The sequence below is a fragment of the Pontibacter sp. GD13 genome (assembly GCF_058216355.1).
Map to the genome: position 1 here is coordinate 113,682 of NZ_JBYZMQ010000010.1, position 16,406 is coordinate 130,087.

Genomic DNA, 16,406 nt, shown 5'->3' on the forward strand with positions numbered 1-16,406 from the left:
TGAATATAAATTTGCCCTTTAACAGTACACTACCTCAAAAAAGACCTTTATTATGAAAAACAGATGCGTAGCGCTGCTGCTCCTTTTCGTTTTTGCCATTTACCCGGCAATAGCACAGCAAAGCAGCCAGAAAGAAAAAATTCTCCCCTACCCTATTCACCAGAACAAATTACCGAACGGCCTCAATGTGGTTACGGTGCCTTACAGCAGTCCGGGGCTGGCAGCCTTTTACCTGGTGGTGCGCGCCGGCTCCCGCGAGGAGGTGGAAAAAGGGAAAACCGGTTTTGCGCACTTTTTTGAGCACATGATGTTCCGGGGTACCGAAAAATACTCCACAGAAGACTACGGCGACATCATGAAAGCCATGGGCGCCGCCGCCAATGCCAACACCTCTATCGATAGAACGGTGTACCACATGACGGGGAACGCCGACATGCTCGATAAGATGTTTGAGCTGGAGGCTGATCGTTTTCAGAACCTGAAGTATAGCGTGCATGATTTTAAGACAGAGGCCGGGGCCGTGAAGGGGGAGTACACCAAGAACTCGGCCAGCCCCTACCAGCAGCTCTATGAAAAACTGGTGAGCACCGCCTTCCAAAAGCACACCTACTCCCACACCACCATGGGCTTTTTTGAGGATGTAGTGGACATGCCCAACCAATACGACTACTCGCTCACCTTTTTCGACAGGTTTTACCGCCCCGAGTACACCACCATAGTGGTGGTAGGAGATGTAACTCCGGAACGGGTAAACAGCCTGGCCCAGCAGTATTTCGGCGATTGGAAGCGCGGCACCTACAAGCCTGAGATCCCGAAAGAGCCGAAGCAGACCGAAACGCGCTACGCCCACGTGAAGCAGCAGGGCTTTCCGCCTTACCTGAGCCTTAACTTCAAGGGGCCAGCCTTCTCTGACAAAGACAAAGACCTGCCCGCCCTAAGTATACTCTCTACCATTCTTTTTGCCGAAAACTCCGACCTGTACCGCAAGCTGGTGGTAAACGAGCAGAAGGCACGCTTCATAGCAGGTGGCCCGCAGTTCTCCCGCGATCCGAACCTGATATCGGTATCGGCCTCGCTCCTGAAAGCTGAAGACATGCAATACGTGAAAGACGAGATCATGAAGACGCTGAACCAGGCCAAAACAAAACCGATCGATGCCAAAAAGATCGAAGACACCAAGTCGCGCATCAAGTATAGCTTTGCCATGGGCATGGACAGTCCGGATGCCATTGCCAACTCCCTGGCCAATTTCATCTGGCTTAGCGGCGACCCTGAGTCGTTGAATAACCTCTATGGCGTATTCGACACCATTACGGCACAAGACCTGATGGCCGTTGCCAAGAAGTACTTCACGCCTCAGACCATGACCGTAGGTACCATTGCCCCGACTGACAAATCGCCAGTTAAGTAGGGGTTCGGAAAGAAATGTTGAACGACAGGAAGATAAACAGTATGAAGAAAATAATTGCCTATGTGTTGCCCCTGATTTTCCTGGTAGCATCTTGCTCCCAGCAGCCACAGGTATCACAGCAAACCCCCGAAACAGAAACAACCGCGGCCACAACACCTGCTACAAACAGCGCTTACGACGCCAACCTGGCTTTCGGCCCGGGCAAAGTGGTGGAACTGAAGCAGCCGGAATCGAACAAGGTGGTCATCAAGCTGATGTTCAAAAACGGTTCCATGTCCGACCCGAAAGGCAAGGAAGGGCTGACCTACACCACGGCCCAGATGATCACCGAGTCGGGCACCAGGGATATGACTGTTACGCAGATCAAAGATAAGATTTACCCATGGGCAGCAGACTACTATAACAATGTGGATAAAGAGGTTACGGTGTTCACCTTTGCCGTGCATCAGGATTTTCTGAACGAGTTTTACCCGATCCTGCGCGGCCTGATGCTGAACCCGGCTTTTGCCGAAGAGGATTTTAAGCGCGTGAAATCGAACCAGCAGAACTTCGTGGACCAGGTGATCAGGGCTTCGTCGGATGAGGAGTACAGCAAGAAGGCGCTGGAGGACCTGTTGTTCCGGGGCACCAACTACCAGCATGTGGTAGAAGGCACCTCGGCCAGTGTGCCCAACATTACGCTGGACGATGTAAAGAACCACTGGCGCAACTACTTCACGCAAAACAATGTGTTGATCGGGATTGCCGGCAATTACACCGATGCGTTCCTCAACAAACTGAAAGCCGATGTGGCACAAATGTCGAATGTGAAACCAGACCTGCCCAAAGCCGGGGAACCGAACCAGCCAAACGGTATTCAGGTGGAAATCATCAAGAAGGATGATGCCCTGGGCTCTGCCATTTTCACGGGCACCCCGATGCCGGTCACACGCTCCGCCGACGACTTTGCCGCGCTGATGGTAGCCAACTCCTTTTTAGGGGAGCACCGCAAAAGCTACGGCAAGCTTTACGACAAGATCCGCACCACGCGCTCGATGAACTACGGCGATTACGCATATATTGAATGGTACGACCAGGGTGGCAGTTATCAGCTGCCAAATCCGGGGGTTCCTCGTAGCTCCAACTACTTTGCCCTCTGGATTCGGCCGGTACAGATTGCCGAAGGCCTTAAAAAGCAGTACGCTGAGCTAAGCGATATCAATGTAGGGCACGCCCAGTTTGCGCTGCGCCTGGCCATCCGCGAGGTAGACAACCTGATCAAAAACGGCATGACAGCGGACGAGTTTGAACTGACCCGCAAATTCCTGCGCTCCTACATCAAGCTTTATATCCAAACGCAGGAGAAGCAGTTGGGTTTTCTGATGGATTCCAGGTTCTATGGCCGCCAGGATTACATTCAGGAACTGGACAGCTTGCTGGCCAACCTCACAGTGGCGGATGTGAACAATGCGGTGAAGAAATATTGGCAGACAGAGAACATGTTCATCACTATTGTAACCGACGACAGCGAGGCGGAGCCTTTAAGACAGGCCTTACTAAACAACACGCCATCGCCGATGAGCTATTCTAACCTGGTGAAAGAAGGCCTGCCCCAGGAGGTACTGGCCGAGGATGACGCCATTGCCAACTACAAGCTGAACGTGAAGGAGGTGAAAATAGTAGAGAGCAAGGACACATTTAAGTGATAGACAGGTATTTATACTTAAAAAGCCATCCTATTTAAAAAATGGGATGGCTTTTTAAGCTTATAATCATGGCCTGGTGATTTACTTTTTAATATCTGTAACCAACTTTCGCGTAGAAAGTATAAGAAAAGGACAAAAAGTCCTGAAATACAATCTATGCAAGCAATTTATACGCAGACAGGTAAAAAGGTCGAGCTTGCTGATTTGAGTAAACGCGTTTTGGCATTTACCCTGGATGTACTGCTGCTGCTTACCCTGGTTGGCATTACAGATTACCTGACATTCAGCAGCGACGATCAGGCATACTTTTTCAAACCTGAGCGTTTTCTTCATTTATTATTGGGCTGGCTCTACTTTGCCGGCATGGAAACGTGCGCCTGTAAAGCCACACTGGGCAAATACCTGGTCGGGTTAAAGGTACTGAGCACCTCCGGTAAAAGAATTTCCTTTAAAAGTGCTTCCATCCGTTATTTTGTAAAACCTGTCTCTGTCGTGATCGTGTTCATCCGCTATGCGCTGGGCATTCCAAATACTTCTCATATCACTTTTCACGACAGGCTGGCCAAGTCACAGGTGGTAACGCATTAGTTGGGTTTACGGTCGGTTTCGTAGTCAAGCATCGTGATACTATACATGAGGTCAGAATTCCATTTCTTAGATTTTAGCCTGTCTCGCAGGATATCCTTCACCATATTTTTCACTTGCGCCTCGGAGAGGGATTTGTTGCGGTTGTAGAGGTACAACTCGCAGATCACCGGGTTTATGTCTGGCAGCGTGCCCCGTGTATAGCGGGCGCTTACCTCTATGGTCTCAATATCTTGCAGGGTGCTTAGTTCTGTTCGGATCGTGTCTGTGATCTCAGTTGCCAGGCTGCTCTTCTGTAAGCCCGGTTGCTGGTAAAACTGCCAGTAGAGCAAACCCGCGAGCACCAATGTCGAGATGATAAGGGAAAGGTTAAAAATATACTCCTTGCCATCGGCGAACCGCACGCCTTTGATGGTTACTTTACCCAGAAACCTGAACACCAATGCCGCCGAGAGCTGAATGCCTGCCAGCTGCAGTATAAGCAAAAACAAGCCACTCCTCACCAATTGCCAGTTGCCAAAGTTCAGCGCCATGCCGATGATGCCGGCAGGCGGCGCCAGGGAGGCAGCCACCAGCATGCCGACGGCTGCGCCGGCCACCAGGCTACTCCTTTCGGACTGCACCAGGTTGATGCCGCCGGCAAAGCCGGCCACCAGCGGCAGTAACAGCGTAACCTGCGAAATCTGGCTGACATCTACCATCATGGGAGTAGCATAGTGCTGGCCCAGAAGAAATGAAAGCACGAAAGAGACCGCAATGCCGGTTCCAATGGCAATAACATATCGCCCCAGACTCTGCTTTAAAAGATCCGCTTTGCCAGCCGCGGCAGCCAGGGCGGCGTTCATGGCGGGCCCTGCAAAAGGGGCCACCAGCATGGCGGCCACCAACAAGAAAACCGTGTTGGTGTACAAGCCGATCCAGACCAGAATGCCACCCGCCGCCGAATAACTGACCAATCCGAACTTTGATCCTACACTCTGCAATCCTCCCAGGTATATTTCCAGGGGGCTGCAGTACGTCACGTCGGTTACCTGGTCAGGCGACTCCTGTAGCGGCGGATAAAGCGTCAGCACCCCGCGTGGTATGAGCGTGACCTCGGCCTTGGGCAAATAGTTAATACGTTCAATAAAATCGCTGACACGCTTGTTGCTCAGGTGCACCTGCACCATTTCTCCCTCGTGCGTATCCTGTATGCTCAGGTTCTTGCCATCCAGCTTTTTTGCTATTGCCATGACACCCTCTCCTTCTCCCCGGGCCACTTTTATCGTTAGTTCGCGCATAGTTTTTTAAACTTTCACATTACTACGCAGCAAACCCTTCTTGGCTTTGCTTAATTGAATACGAGTAACAAAAAAGCCCTGCTAACTGATTAGCAGGGCTTCACATTCATACTTTTGAAAATATTAGTTTCCCTTTGCGCCGAAGCTATCTGTCTCCACAACTGCGGCTCCGTCGGGGCTAACCACCACTTTAAACAGGTAACTGTACTGGCGATCAGATATCTCGGGCATAGGGCGTTTGGCGCCGAAAGCCTCTATGAGGGGTAGCAGGGTGTTGGAATGGCCGGCCACCACCACTGTCTGACCTGCATGCTCGCGTAATATCATGCTTTCCAGTCCGTTAAAATCATGCGCATCATACTCTGTAACTTTCAGATGGCGCGCGTTGGCCAGCGGCAGCAACGTGTTTTTGGTGCGCTTATACTTTGTGGCGAACAAAGCGTCTACTTTCTGGCCCTCCAGCAGCAAGCGCAAAGCCTCGGCTCTGGCTTCGCCGGCTTCGGTCAACCCCGGATCCTGCTCCGAAGGGTCTGATATATCTTTCTCGGCATGGCGCACCAGGTAAATGGTGGTCGGCTGATTGGCCACCCCTCCGGAATCTGCTTCTGCAATGGGCAGGGCACCCTCATTAACGGCGGGCATGCTGCGGCAAGCCACGGCAAACAAAATAAGCAACAGCACCCAGGCGCGTGATAGTAATTTTAATTTCATACGATGTTGTTAGGTTAGTTAAATATAAATTGGCTGAGCGCGTCTTCATGCTTTGGCAATTACTTGCAGGCCTCTTTATTAGCGGGTATTTATGGCTCACTTTTTAAAGCGCGGCTTAAAGTTACGCTTACGTCTCGGGCACCGGTAAAAAATGCTGGTTGCTTTTTTCTGTTGCTAGATACAATGTTAGAGGCTTTTTCGCAAATTAATCCACCTGGCCGCCTCTTTTTCCTTCCCTTTCTGCTTGAGCAATGCAATTAAACGCTGCCGTGCTGCCAGCTGAAACGGGTAACTTTCCAGCGCTGCTTTGTAGGCTTTGATAGCTTTGTTGGTTTTACCCCGGGCATCCAACAGTTGGGCCTCGGCAAAGGCCTGTTGCGCTGCGGCATACCTGGTTTTTGGCGTAGGTTGTTGTTTGAGTAGTGCTTCGGCTTCTTCGGTTTTCCCAAGCTCGGCCAGTAATGCGATCAGGGCATACGGTTCGCCCTGCAGTTTTACTTCTTCTTTTAGCAGGGGGTGTGCCAACTCCCTTGCCTTTTCCATGTCACCCATGCGCACGCTGTATCGGGCCATCGCCACCAGGTATTCCGGGCGCGGGTTTCCGCCTGCGGCCAGTATTCGCTGTGCCTCCTCCAGTGTGTTGTAGGCATCCTGCAACATGCCCTGGGCGGCCAGCACATCGGCATATTGCTGGCGCAGCGCAAAGTTCTGGGGCTTAAGCGCCACCAGCTTTGCCAACTCCCTTACTGCCTTGTCGCTTTTAACCGCTGTGCCTTCCAGCCAGTTGGCAAACGCCAGGGCCTCATCCCGCCGGTCGCGCAGGTAAGTGGATACAGTGGGAGCCTCGGCTGCGTACGCCTCCGCTACTGCTTTGGCTTGCGGCACCAGGCCATAACGGAGGTAAAACTCCCTGAAAAGCTGGTTGGTGTTTGCGCGCAGCATCAGGTCATCCTCCAGGCGCTGTGCTTTCCGGTAAAGGGCCTCCTGTGCTTTTATCGCTTCCTTTTCAGAAATCTTGCCGTCTTTTCTCAAAGCCTCCTGCAGCTGCGCCTCCGCCACATAAAGGGGGGCAAAAGCCGGGTTGATCAGCTTCGCTTCTTCCAGCCGCTTCGCTGCGGCGCCATAGTGCTGCTGTTCCTGCGCTACGGCGGCATAAGCGATCAGGGCAGGTTGGTACTTCGTGTCCCATAGCAGGGCGGTATCGAGCAGGGTGGTGGCCCGTGCTAACGCTTTCTGTTGCATCGCCTGCTCTGCCAGGTTCAGGTACACCTGCGCCCAGTTGCTGGCCATGGCCTGCGTGTCGCCGGCTAGGTAGGCCCGCTGCCGTTGCACTAGCTTATCCAGAAAAGCATACAGGTCGGGGTCCTTGGCTTTCAGGTCGGCGGTGGTGTTGATGGATTTGTGGTTGAGCGGGTGCACCTTTACCGGCTCGAAGTAGGCCGGGTACGTCTGGGCCAGGTACTCGTGCTCGTTGTTGGCAGAATAGTAATCCAGGGTGCGGTTTTCCTGCATGGCATTGTAATAAAGGCGTCGTACTGCCCGCTTCTCGGTATCGGTAAAAACGCTTTCATGAAACAGGTGCACATACTCGTGCAACACCACGTTGCGTTCCAGGTAAGAGCCGCGCATTACGTATTCAATCCCTGCGGCACCGCTGCCCACTCCCCGAATATCCATCCATTGCCGGTTATCGAAGGTGGTGGCCTGCCGGAAGTAGGGCGAGCCCATGGCAATCGCCAGATCGGTGTGCAGCGGCGGGATTACGAACTTCTCTTTTTGCCTGGACAGGAACGGGAAGTAAACGATGCTCTCGTAGAGCTGTGTCCACACCATTTTCTGCACCTCGTTGCCCGGGTAGTAGCGCACATCCGGGAACACCTTACCAAAATTGACGGGGTCTTTTACCTGCGTGTGCTGCACTACCTGCTGCAGCGAGTCGTACATGTGCAGGTAAGTTAGCTGCTTTTGCTTGATCACCGCCGCCAGGGCATTGTGCGCCGGCCCGTAGTGCTTCTTCCTGGCCAGGATGCGCAGGGAAATGGCCTGGGCCGAGTCCAGCCGCGTATCGCGGTTCATGTCGAAGGCCATGTAGTAGGCCGAGCCTCGCAGCATGGCGGGGAGCACCGAAGCGGGGTACTGCTGCTGTACCTGGTTAATTTGGCTGAGCGCCTCCTGAATCCTGTCCGCTGACAGCAGCGAATCAGCGGTTTTTAGCACTTGCCGCACCTGCTCATCCTCGGGTTGAGCATAATCGGCGTAAGTCAGGTTGGTATGCCCGTTGCCCCAATGCCAGTGCGTAACATAATGCAGCGGGTTAAGCTCCAGGGCCAGTTCCCATTGTGCCGCCATGGCGTTCAGCTGCGTGGCATCTACCCGGCGCCAGATGGCATACCCGTAGTTAAAACGCGCATCGGCGTTAAACGGGTTCAGGGTAAGGCTGGTGAAGAGGGGTTGCTCGGCCAGTTCCGGTTTCTGGTTCCAGAAGTAGACATCCGACTCCAGCAGGTAAGCATTGGCGTTCTTCGGGTTCCATGCTTCCACCTTTTTTGCCCATTCCAGGGCCTGGTCATACTTTTTCTGCAGCAGCAGCACCCGGCCTACCGCCAGGGCCCCCTCCTCGTCGTGTGGGTGCGCGCGCAGCACCTGCTGGGCTGCGGCCATGGCCTTGCCCAGTTCCCAGGCCTGCACATACAGCTTGCTGCGTAGCAGCAGTGCCTCCCGCTGCTGCGGATCTTGCTGTAAAACCTCGTCTACGAGCTCCTCTGCTTCCTGGTACTCATTGCGCAGCATCGCCAGCCGTACGTTTGTCAGCTTAACCGGTGCGGTCTGTCTTGCCCCCGAAAGCAACTTCTCCGCCTCCATCCAAAGTCCCAGGTCGAGCATGCGTGCCGCTTTTGCCCCAGGAGCCAGGCGATCATTGGCCATGACCAGGCGCCGCTCCAGCTCCAGCTGCCGCTGTATGGCCTTTGTGCTATCCGGGTGTTGCGCCAGCGCCGGCAGCAGGCACAGCATGCCCAGTATAAAGGCTGTTGTTTTTTTGTATAGCTGTATCATAAATTAAAAAAATAAAAGCCTCAGTGGGCTTCTGGGCGTGGCATCCGAAAACAGCGCCTTGTTACACAATAAATTAGCACCTGAATTTCTTCGCTTTACAATTTACAAACTTCAGGGCAATGATAAAAGCCGGGACCCGGCGGGGCAGGTTTCTGAATAATTTATATCCTATTCAGTGATTTACAAATATTAACAGTAATTTTAAGTTTTAATCGGCGGGGCTCCCGCTCTTTGTGGCGTAGTTTGTTGACTAGCTGACCAAAATGGCAGAAAAATTGCGAATACTGGTTACCGGCAGTGCCGGCTTTATCGGGCATCACCTCATGATAGCCCTGGCCGCCACAGGGCATGTCGCCGTTGGCCTGGACAATGTAAACGACTACTATGATCCCGAACTTAAGTTCAGCCGCCTGAGGCTACAGGGCTTCGACAAGCAACACATCCAGCCGGGATCTCTTTTACAAAGCGCAGCACACCAGAATCTATACTTTATAAAGCTGAGCCTGGCCGACAACGCGGAACTGAAGCAGCTCTTTAAGCAGGAACGGTTTGACATTGTGGTAAACCTGGCGGCACAGGCTGGGGTCAGGCACAGCATAGAGCAGCCCGAAGTATACATCACCAGCAACCTGTTAGGTTTTGCCAACCTGCTGGAGTGTTGCCGGCAGGCCCAGGTAAAGCATTTCCTGTTTGCCTCGTCCAGCTCGGTGTACGGCTTAAACGACAATACCCCTTTCAAAACCGATCACCGCACAGATTTCCCTATCTCGTTGTATGCCGCCACCAAAAAGGCGAACGAGGTAATGGCGCACAGTTATGCGCATTTGTATGGCATACCCACTACCGGACTCCGTTTTTTTACCGTGTATGGCCCCTGGGGCCGTCCGGACATGGCCTGTTATAGCTTTACAGAAGCCATCAGCAAGGGCCAGACCATCAAGCTGTTCAACCACGGCAACATGCTGCGCGACTTCACCTTTATAGATGACGTAACGGAAAGCATTATGAAGTTGCTGACGCTGCCACCCCAGGCAGCCGCGACAAACGGCTCCACGGCGGCTTACAAACTTTATAACATCGGTAACAACACCCCGGAGCAGTTGCTGGACCTGGTCACCAACCTGGAGCGTCTGCTAAATAAGAAAGCCATCCTGGACCTTCACCCCATGCAGCCTGGCGATGTGCTGGCAACGTATGCAGATGTAGACGACCTGATCGCTATGGCTAACTTCAGCCCGGGCACGCCGCTGGCAGACGGCCTTGGCAAGTTTGTTTCCTGGTACCAGGCCTATACCGGTGCCGCAAACGTAGTGGAGCCAGCGGGGAAAGCTTCAGCACATTCACCGGAATGACAGCCTGTACCCATTTTTTGGAAAGAGGCTATAAGCAATAAATCACATACATTACTATAAAGGGAAATAACGCAGTATGGAATCTCTTTCGCTTACCATCATCGTGCCGGTGTACAATGAGGAAGGTTGCCTGACCAGGCTTACGGAGGCTATGGACGCTTTTTTGAGCCAGTCGCCGGTGCCTACGCAGGTGCTGTTCATCAACGATGGCTCCACAGACGGCAGCCTGGAGCAGATCCGGCAGATCTGCCACAGCAAAACCGGGTATGGCTTCCTGTCACTTGGTCGAAACAGAGGGCTTAGCACGGCCATTAAAGCAGGCATAGACCATATCAAGACCACGCACATCGGCTACATTGATTCGGACCTGCAAACCTCTCCCCTCGATTTTATGCTGTTCTTCGAGCACCTGCCGCATTACGACATGGTGATCGGCATACGGGCAAAACGGAAGGACACCTTCATCAAAAAAATCTCCTCTAAAATCGCCAACGGTTTCAGGCGCTACATGATCAACGACGGGATAAAAGACACGGGTTGCCCCCTCAAGATAATGGATGCCGCCTATGCCAGGCAGGTGCCGTTCTTTGATGGCATGCACCGTTTCCTGCCCGCCCTCATACAGTTGCAGGGAGGCCGTGTAAAGCAGTTGCCCGTACAGCACTTTGAACGGTATGCCGGCTATTCCAAATACCATCTCTTTAACCGCCTGTGGGGTCCGTTAACCGACACCTTTGCCTTTAGATGGATGCGGAAGCGCTACATAAAATACGAAATCGCTGAGGCGTTCGTAAACGAGCCTGTGGTAAATGGACGTATCTGAAGCCTTGATCTACGGGGTCGGGCTGCTGGCGCAGCTCCTGTTCTCGGCCAGGATACTGATGCAGTGGATCTCCTCTGAGCGCGCAGGCAAAGTACTCTCCCCCACCTCTTTCTGGACGGCCAGCATGCTTGCCTCGGTGCTGCTGATGGTGTACGGGGCGCTACGGAATGACCTCGTTATTATTGGCGGGCAGGTGATCTCGTATTTCATCTATATGCGCAACATCAAGCTCAAAAACATGTGGGACCAGCTCTCTTTCCCGGTTCGCTGGGCCGCTGTGCTGTTTCCTTTTGCGGCTGCCGCCTGGCTGCTGTGGAGCGATGTGTACAGCTTTAGCTATATTATGGAGCACAGCAAGATCTCGGGCCCGCTGATTGCCTGGGGCGGACTGGGGCAGGCCGTATTTACGCTGCGGTTTGTTTACCAGTGGTATTACTCCGAAAAGGCACAGGAATCGGTGCTGCCCCCCGGCTTCTGGATCATCAGCCTGGTTGGCAGCCTCATGATCATTTCTTACGCTGTTTTCCGCCTCGACCCCATCCTTTTCCTGGGCCAGATCTTTGGGGTAGTGGCCTACAGCCGCAACTATTACCTGGGCACCCGTGAGCGCGCGGCCCAGGAACAGTCTACAACAAACTAAGTACGCATGTTCGATCTTACCCCCCTGCGCAGTGGCCGCGTGTTAAGCTGGCTGCTGCTGTTGCTGTTCTTATTCTTGATCTATAACCTGGGCGGCTGGGGCGTGATTGAAACAAGCGAGGCCCGCTACGCCGAGATAAGCCGCGAAATGTGGCAGACGGGCAGCTGGCTGCACCCACGCCTGCTGGGCATTCAGCACTTTCACAAACCCCCGGTCACCTACATCCTCTCTGCCCTGGGCATGGGTATTTTCGGAGCCGACGCTTTTGGGGCCCGTTTCTTTTTGCAGCTCTCGCTTGTACTGCAGGTGGGGTTGGTGTACCTGATCGGCAAAATAGTGCTGGCTGACAAGAAGCAAGCCTTGGTGGCCGCCGTGGTCTTCCTGACCATCCCGGCCGTACTGCTCGCTGCCCGCAACCTGACTACCGATTCCTTTCTGACCACTATTGAGTTGGCAGCCATCTGGGCATGGCTCAGGTATAAAAAAGACGCGAACGCTGCCTGGCTGTACTTTTTCTACCTGCTGCTGGCCCTGGCTTTTCTCACAAAAGGCCCCGTCGGCCTTATTTTCCCGGTGCTGGTTCTGATCGGGTATAGAAAATCTGCGGCTCCTGAAGCCACACTTACAGCTTGGCATCACTTGCCTGCTTTGTTGCTTTTTTTGGCAGTGGGTGCCTCGTGGTACGCTTACCTTATGCTACAGGATAGCCAGTTCGTGGATTATTTCCTGTTCAAGCACACGGTGCAGCGGTATGCAAACCCAGAGACCTTCGGACGCTCTAAGCCGTGGTGGTTTTACCTGGTACTGGCGCCTGCGCTGAGTCTGCCCTGGTTTGCTATACTTTTGGCCAAGTATAAAAAGTTAAAGGAGTTGCCCCGGCCATTGAAGCGGCTGTTTATACTTTGGTTGTTGGTGCCGCTGGTGTTTTTCTCCTTTTCCAGCTCCAAGCTGATCTTGTACATACTTCCCCTTTTTGCCGGGCAGGCCCTTCTCACGGCATGGCTTCTATTCCAGCTTTCACCGGAGACCCTGCAAAAGGTTACCCGCTGGAGCATGGTTTACCTGCTGGTGCTGGCCACTGCCCTGCTGCTGGCCCCCATACTGCCGCTTGGCCTCGCCCTGCCCTGGTGGGCGCTGGTTTTTCCGCTCGCTATGTTTGCCGCCCTTTTTATACTTTGGCGCATGCAGATGCCGGTCCTGCAAAAGCTTTTAACCAGTGTGCTGGTGTTCACGTTTTTGCTGCTCCCCTACTCCACGCACTTTATGGGCAGCAACCCCAAGCTGATCAACAGCAGCAGAGCCATTGCCAACTTTATCCGGCAAGAGCAGCTGCAGAACCGGCCTATCCTAGTATATGATCAACTGCTCCCCTCGCTGGCCTTCGAGCTGAACCGCAGCATCCTGTCTGTAAAGGACAATAACAACAACCTGGACCGCGAGGTACAGTTTGAGCGTGACGAGAACTGGAGAGCGGAGTTATTGCAAATGGAGCGCGCGGAGGATGTTGCCCGCTTGCAACAGCTACTGCAACAGCAACCCGTGCTGATCCTGAAAGATGAACTCCCGAAAGAGAAGGAATGGTTTTTACAACACTTTACCCGGAAGAAGCAGTCGGGCAAATGGTGGATCTACTATTAAAATGGGATGCGATTTTCCCGCCTTCTGGGGCAAGCAACATAACTCCCTCTCCCCTTGGGGAGAGGACTGGGGTGAGGGGTAGTTATTCGTGCAGGTCGCGGGAGTGAAAGCTCTCCTCCTAGCCTCCTCTCAGCGGGAGGAGGAACAAAAAAATTAACTTTTCGATGCCCGGAACCTGGATTTGATGGAGAAAAAAAGTATAAAGTCAGCCCATTTTATACGAGGGCCCATCTCCAGTTTTCAGGAGGGGTTAAGAGAGGCAGCACTTTTCACCTGGTATCAAGGCTGGAAATATACCCCTGTCGCATATAGGGATAACCAATTGCTTAAGCAACCGAAAACTTCTTTAGCCATAAAGCAAAAGCGGCTGTCTCTGGAAAGAAACAGCCGCTTTTGCTTTAATAGTGTGCGCACGGGGAGATTCGAACTCCCACACCCGAAGGCACAGGCTTCTGAGACCTGCACGTCTACCAGTTTCGCCACGTGCGCTGGTAAATCAGTTAAAAAGCAAAAAGCGCTTTAACCCTTGTTCATTGGGATTGCAAAGGTAAGACTGAATTTCAGTTCTGCAATACCTCCCGCAAAATATTTTACTTAACAACCGTTTCTTCCTCTACCACAGGAGCAATTTCCTTTCGGGTCACCTTCTCGATTCGACGCAAGGACCAGATGCCGACCACGACCCACAGAAAACCGGCTGCAAAGCCAGCCAATACATCGGTGGCATAGTGCACACGTAGGTAAATACGGCTAAAACCTATCAGAAAAACAAAAACAACCAGAAAAGCAACCAGGCCATTCCGCAGACGCCTGTCTCGCACATTATGCCACACCAGGTAGATGAGGAGACCGTAAAACGAAGCCGCCACCATGGAGTGCCCACTCGGGAAGCTTAAACCCGATGCCTCCACTAACTGGTTGCCGGGACGTGCCCTGTCAAAAAAGAACTTCAGCACAATGTTCAGTGTGATGCTGCCCAACGCTACCACCGGAACCTTCAGGGAATACCAGTGGTGCTTTCGGACAAATAGGAAATAAGCCACCAGCAGCAGCGCAACGGGGGTGAGAAACTGCCGGGAGGCGAAAAAGGTAATAAACTTGATGAACTGACTGAGTGCCGGGTTAGAGATATCTTTTGCAAACCCGAAAGCGGCCTCATCAAAGCCAATCGGATCTCCTTCCAACACCTCGCTGCCAATGATCAGGAAACCAACGATGCAGACCAGGAAAAGGCCCCATACAATAAACAATTCCACGGTAAACAGCGCTAAGGCTGCAACTACTCTCTTATAAATTCGTCTGATCATACCTTACAGATAAATTTTATGGCTTTACGTAAATAAAAAACTGCTTCCCTTTTCGGAACAGGTTGGGCCTACACGCCTGCACAGGCGTACTACTAAAACTATGAAAGAGCATATCAGGTTGTTTGCAGCGGCAAATTTGCCGGATTTTATCACAGAAAAGCTAACGGAGCAACTACATAACTTCCAGCACCCGCACCTCCGGTATTTACCTGTTCAGAACCTGCACCTTACCCTCTTCTTTATCGGCAACGTGCCGTTGGAGTCGCTTATATCAATTAAGCAAGCGATACAGGAAACCGCACTGCGCCACTCCCCCTTCACCCTGACCTATGCCCAAACGGAACCAGGTCCGCACCCTAACAGGCCGCGCCTGATCTGGGCCAGGTTTTTACCGAGCGCCGCTTTTGAAGCCCTAAGCCAGGACCTGAGCCGGCAACTTTCAGAAAAGCCGTCACCAGTAAAAGCCATTCCGCATGTTACGCTGGCCAGGTTTAAGAAAGGCGTTCCAGCTCCTAAACACCTGCCTGCTGCAACTCTACCTGAACCGTTGCACCTGCCGGTTGATACGATCTCACTCTGGCAATCGGAACTTGCCGCACCGCATCCGGTTTATTCGGTGCTGCAAACCTACCAACTAGGGCAGAACCCGGGGCATTTAAAATCAGTATGAGAAACACATTTGTTACAACCCAGCGAAGATGAACCAAACGGATTTGACAAACTTAGTGATAAGCCTGAAGGATAAAGGGCTGACGGTTGCGTTTGCCGAAAGCTGCACAGCCGGCTTGCTCGCCTCCGAATTTGCGAAGGCCAAAGGCTGCAGCGACGTGCTGCTGGGCAGCATGGTGGTGTACCAGCCGGAGGTTAAAAAGAAGCTCCTGGGCGTGAAGCCTGAAACCCTGGAACTTTACACACCTGAGTCGCAGCAGGTGACAAATGAGATGGTGATGGGCCTTAAAAAGCAGATCGGGGCAGATATCAATATTGCCACCACAGGACTGGCAGGAGAAGGAGGTTCTGAAACCCCCGAAAAACCCGTAGGCACCATGTTTGTCTCGGTTCTGTACGACGGCAAAGCGGAGGAATTCCGTGAAGTTTTCAAAGGCAGCCCCGAGCGTGTCAGAAAGCAGTTGGTCGACTATATTTTTGTAAAGCTGCAAGGCATCCTGAACGAGCATTATAACCGCTAAACCTGTACCTTAGCTGTTCATAAAAACCGATCTGTGCCAAAACAACTTCCTGACAGCGGCTTCCATTGGGCTGCCCCCTTCTATGATGGGCTGGCCCGGTTGGTTTATGGCAGGGCGCTGCAGCAGGCGCAGCTGGCTTTGCTGCCCTCCCTGCCCCGGCAGGGGCGGGTGCTGCTCATAGGTGGCGGCAGCGGCTGGTTACTGGAACAGCTCTTGCAGAGCAGCAAGACACTCGATATTTTATACCTGGATGCCGCGCCTGCCATGCTCCGGAAGGCGCAGGCAACGTATAAAAAGCTTGCCCCCTCCCCTTCCTGCTCCATTACTTTCAGGCTGGGCACCGAGCAAACTTTGCAGCCACACGAAACCTTCGATGCCGTTATCACGCCTTTCCTGCTCGACCTTTTCCCGCCAGCTCGGCTACAGCAACTCATGAACAGGCTTCTGGGCGTCCTTTTGCCGGATGGTGTCTGGCTCTTTGCCGACTTCTGGCCTGTGCAAAAGACTCCTGTTTTATGGCAACGTGCCTTGATTTGGGGCATGTATACTTTTTTCGGTGCCATAAGTGGCGTGGAAGCAACGCAGCTGCCGGACTATGGCACTCACTTCGCACAGCTGGGGCTGACTGAAAAATATAGCCGCAGCTTTTATGGCGGCCTGGTGCAGGCCAAAGTGTTCGTACGCCACTAAACCCGCTGCTTGCTTGCTAACTGCCCACAGAATCAATATA

The 16,406-nt window shown here is 52.9% G+C and carries 14 protein-coding genes and 1 tRNA gene; 10 read left to right on the forward strand and 5 right to left on the reverse strand.

Annotation, left to right across the window (positions count from 1 at the left end):
- Nucleotides 1-52: 52 nt before the first annotated feature.
- The 3 genes from AC4BAN_RS13930 (at nucleotide 53) to AC4BAN_RS13940 (ending at nucleotide 3,684) form a co-directional block, all read left to right on the forward strand.
- Complete coding sequence (locus AC4BAN_RS13930; protein WP_490565017.1) at nucleotides 53-1,411, forward strand: M16 family metallopeptidase; 1,359 nt, start codon at nucleotides 53-55, stop codon at nucleotides 1,409-1,411.
- 41 nt (nucleotides 1,412-1,452) lie between these two features.
- On the forward strand, nucleotides 1,453-3,096 hold the full coding sequence (locus AC4BAN_RS13935; protein ID WP_490565018.1) for a M16 family metallopeptidase: 1,644 nt from the start codon (nucleotides 1,453-1,455) through the stop codon (nucleotides 3,094-3,096).
- A 156-nt stretch (nucleotides 3,097-3,252) separates the two neighbouring features.
- The gene (locus AC4BAN_RS13940) at nucleotides 3,253-3,684 is read left to right on the forward strand and encodes an RDD family protein (RefSeq protein WP_490565019.1); all 432 of its coding nucleotides are present in this window, start codon (nucleotides 3,253-3,255) and stop codon (nucleotides 3,682-3,684) included.
- Here AC4BAN_RS13940 and AC4BAN_RS13945 read toward each other — a convergent pair.
- The 3 genes from AC4BAN_RS13945 to AC4BAN_RS13955 form a co-directional block, all read right to left on the reverse strand.
- Nucleotides 3,681-4,961, reverse strand: a complete 1,281-nt coding sequence (locus AC4BAN_RS13945; protein ID WP_490565020.1) for a DUF389 domain-containing protein — start codon at nucleotides 4,959-4,961, stop codon at nucleotides 3,681-3,683. The genes AC4BAN_RS13940 and AC4BAN_RS13945 overlap by 4 nt on opposite strands.
- A gap of 123 nt (nucleotides 4,962-5,084) precedes the next feature.
- Complete coding sequence (locus AC4BAN_RS13950) at nucleotides 5,085-5,672, reverse strand: phosphoglycerate mutase family protein (protein WP_490565021.1); 588 nt, start codon at nucleotides 5,670-5,672, stop codon at nucleotides 5,085-5,087.
- Nucleotides 5,673-5,858: 186 nt separating this feature from the next.
- Entirely contained in the window at nucleotides 5,859-8,726 is a 2,868-nt protein-coding gene (locus tag AC4BAN_RS13955; protein ID WP_490565022.1) for a tetratricopeptide repeat protein, read from the reverse strand.
- Nucleotides 8,727-8,989: 263 nt separating this feature from the next.
- Here AC4BAN_RS13955 and AC4BAN_RS13960 point away from each other — a divergent pair, with 263 nt between their 5' ends.
- The 4 genes from AC4BAN_RS13960 (at nucleotide 8,990) to AC4BAN_RS13975 (ending at nucleotide 13,179) form a co-directional block, all read left to right on the forward strand.
- Nucleotides 8,990-10,078, forward strand: a complete 1,089-nt coding sequence (locus AC4BAN_RS13960; protein ID WP_490565023.1) for an NAD-dependent epimerase/dehydratase family protein — start codon at nucleotides 8,990-8,992, stop codon at nucleotides 10,076-10,078.
- Nucleotides 10,079-10,154: 76 nt separating this feature from the next.
- Nucleotides 10,155-10,901 carry a glycosyltransferase gene (locus AC4BAN_RS13965; RefSeq protein WP_490565024.1) on the forward strand — a complete coding sequence of 249 codons (747 nt, stop codon included), beginning with the start codon at nucleotides 10,155-10,157 and terminating at the stop codon, nucleotides 10,899-10,901.
- Nucleotides 10,888-11,541: a lipid-A-disaccharide synthase N-terminal domain-containing protein gene (locus tag AC4BAN_RS13970; protein WP_490565025.1), complete on the forward strand. Its 654-nt coding sequence runs from the start codon at nucleotides 10,888-10,890 to the stop codon at nucleotides 11,539-11,541. The genes AC4BAN_RS13965 and AC4BAN_RS13970 overlap by 14 nt, the downstream gene beginning before the upstream one ends.
- A gap of 6 nt (nucleotides 11,542-11,547) precedes the next feature.
- A complete protein-coding gene (locus AC4BAN_RS13975; RefSeq protein WP_490565026.1) occupies nucleotides 11,548-13,179 on the forward strand; it encodes an ArnT family glycosyltransferase in 1,632 nt (543 codons plus the stop codon).
- A gap of 407 nt (nucleotides 13,180-13,586) precedes the next feature.
- Here AC4BAN_RS13975 and AC4BAN_RS13980 read toward each other — a convergent pair.
- Together AC4BAN_RS13980 and AC4BAN_RS13985 are read right to left on the reverse strand one after the other, a co-directional pair.
- Nucleotides 13,587-13,668: transfer RNA gene (locus AC4BAN_RS13980), tRNA-Leu, on the reverse strand.
- A 101-nt stretch (nucleotides 13,669-13,769) separates the two neighbouring features.
- Nucleotides 13,770-14,486, reverse strand: a complete 717-nt coding sequence (locus AC4BAN_RS13985) for a phosphatase PAP2 family protein (protein WP_490565027.1) — start codon at nucleotides 14,484-14,486, stop codon at nucleotides 13,770-13,772.
- 100 nt (nucleotides 14,487-14,586) lie between these two features.
- On the opposite strand from AC4BAN_RS13985, the gene thpR reads away from it, so the two are divergent.
- The 3 genes from thpR to AC4BAN_RS14000 are packed head-to-tail and all read left to right on the forward strand — an operon-like array spanning nucleotide 14,587 to nucleotide 16,366.
- Nucleotides 14,587-15,156 (forward strand): RNA 2',3'-cyclic phosphodiesterase, encoded by a 570-nt coding sequence (gene thpR, locus AC4BAN_RS13990; protein ID WP_490565028.1) that lies wholly within the window; start codon nucleotides 14,587-14,589, stop codon nucleotides 15,154-15,156.
- Between the two features lie 28 nt (nucleotides 15,157-15,184).
- Entirely contained in the window at nucleotides 15,185-15,676 is a 492-nt protein-coding gene (locus tag AC4BAN_RS13995) for a CinA family protein (RefSeq protein WP_490565029.1), read from the forward strand.
- A gap of 33 nt (nucleotides 15,677-15,709) precedes the next feature.
- Nucleotides 15,710-16,366 (forward strand): class I SAM-dependent methyltransferase, encoded by a 657-nt coding sequence (locus tag AC4BAN_RS14000; RefSeq protein WP_490565030.1) that lies wholly within the window; start codon nucleotides 15,710-15,712, stop codon nucleotides 16,364-16,366.
- Nucleotides 16,367-16,406 lie beyond the last annotated feature (40 nt).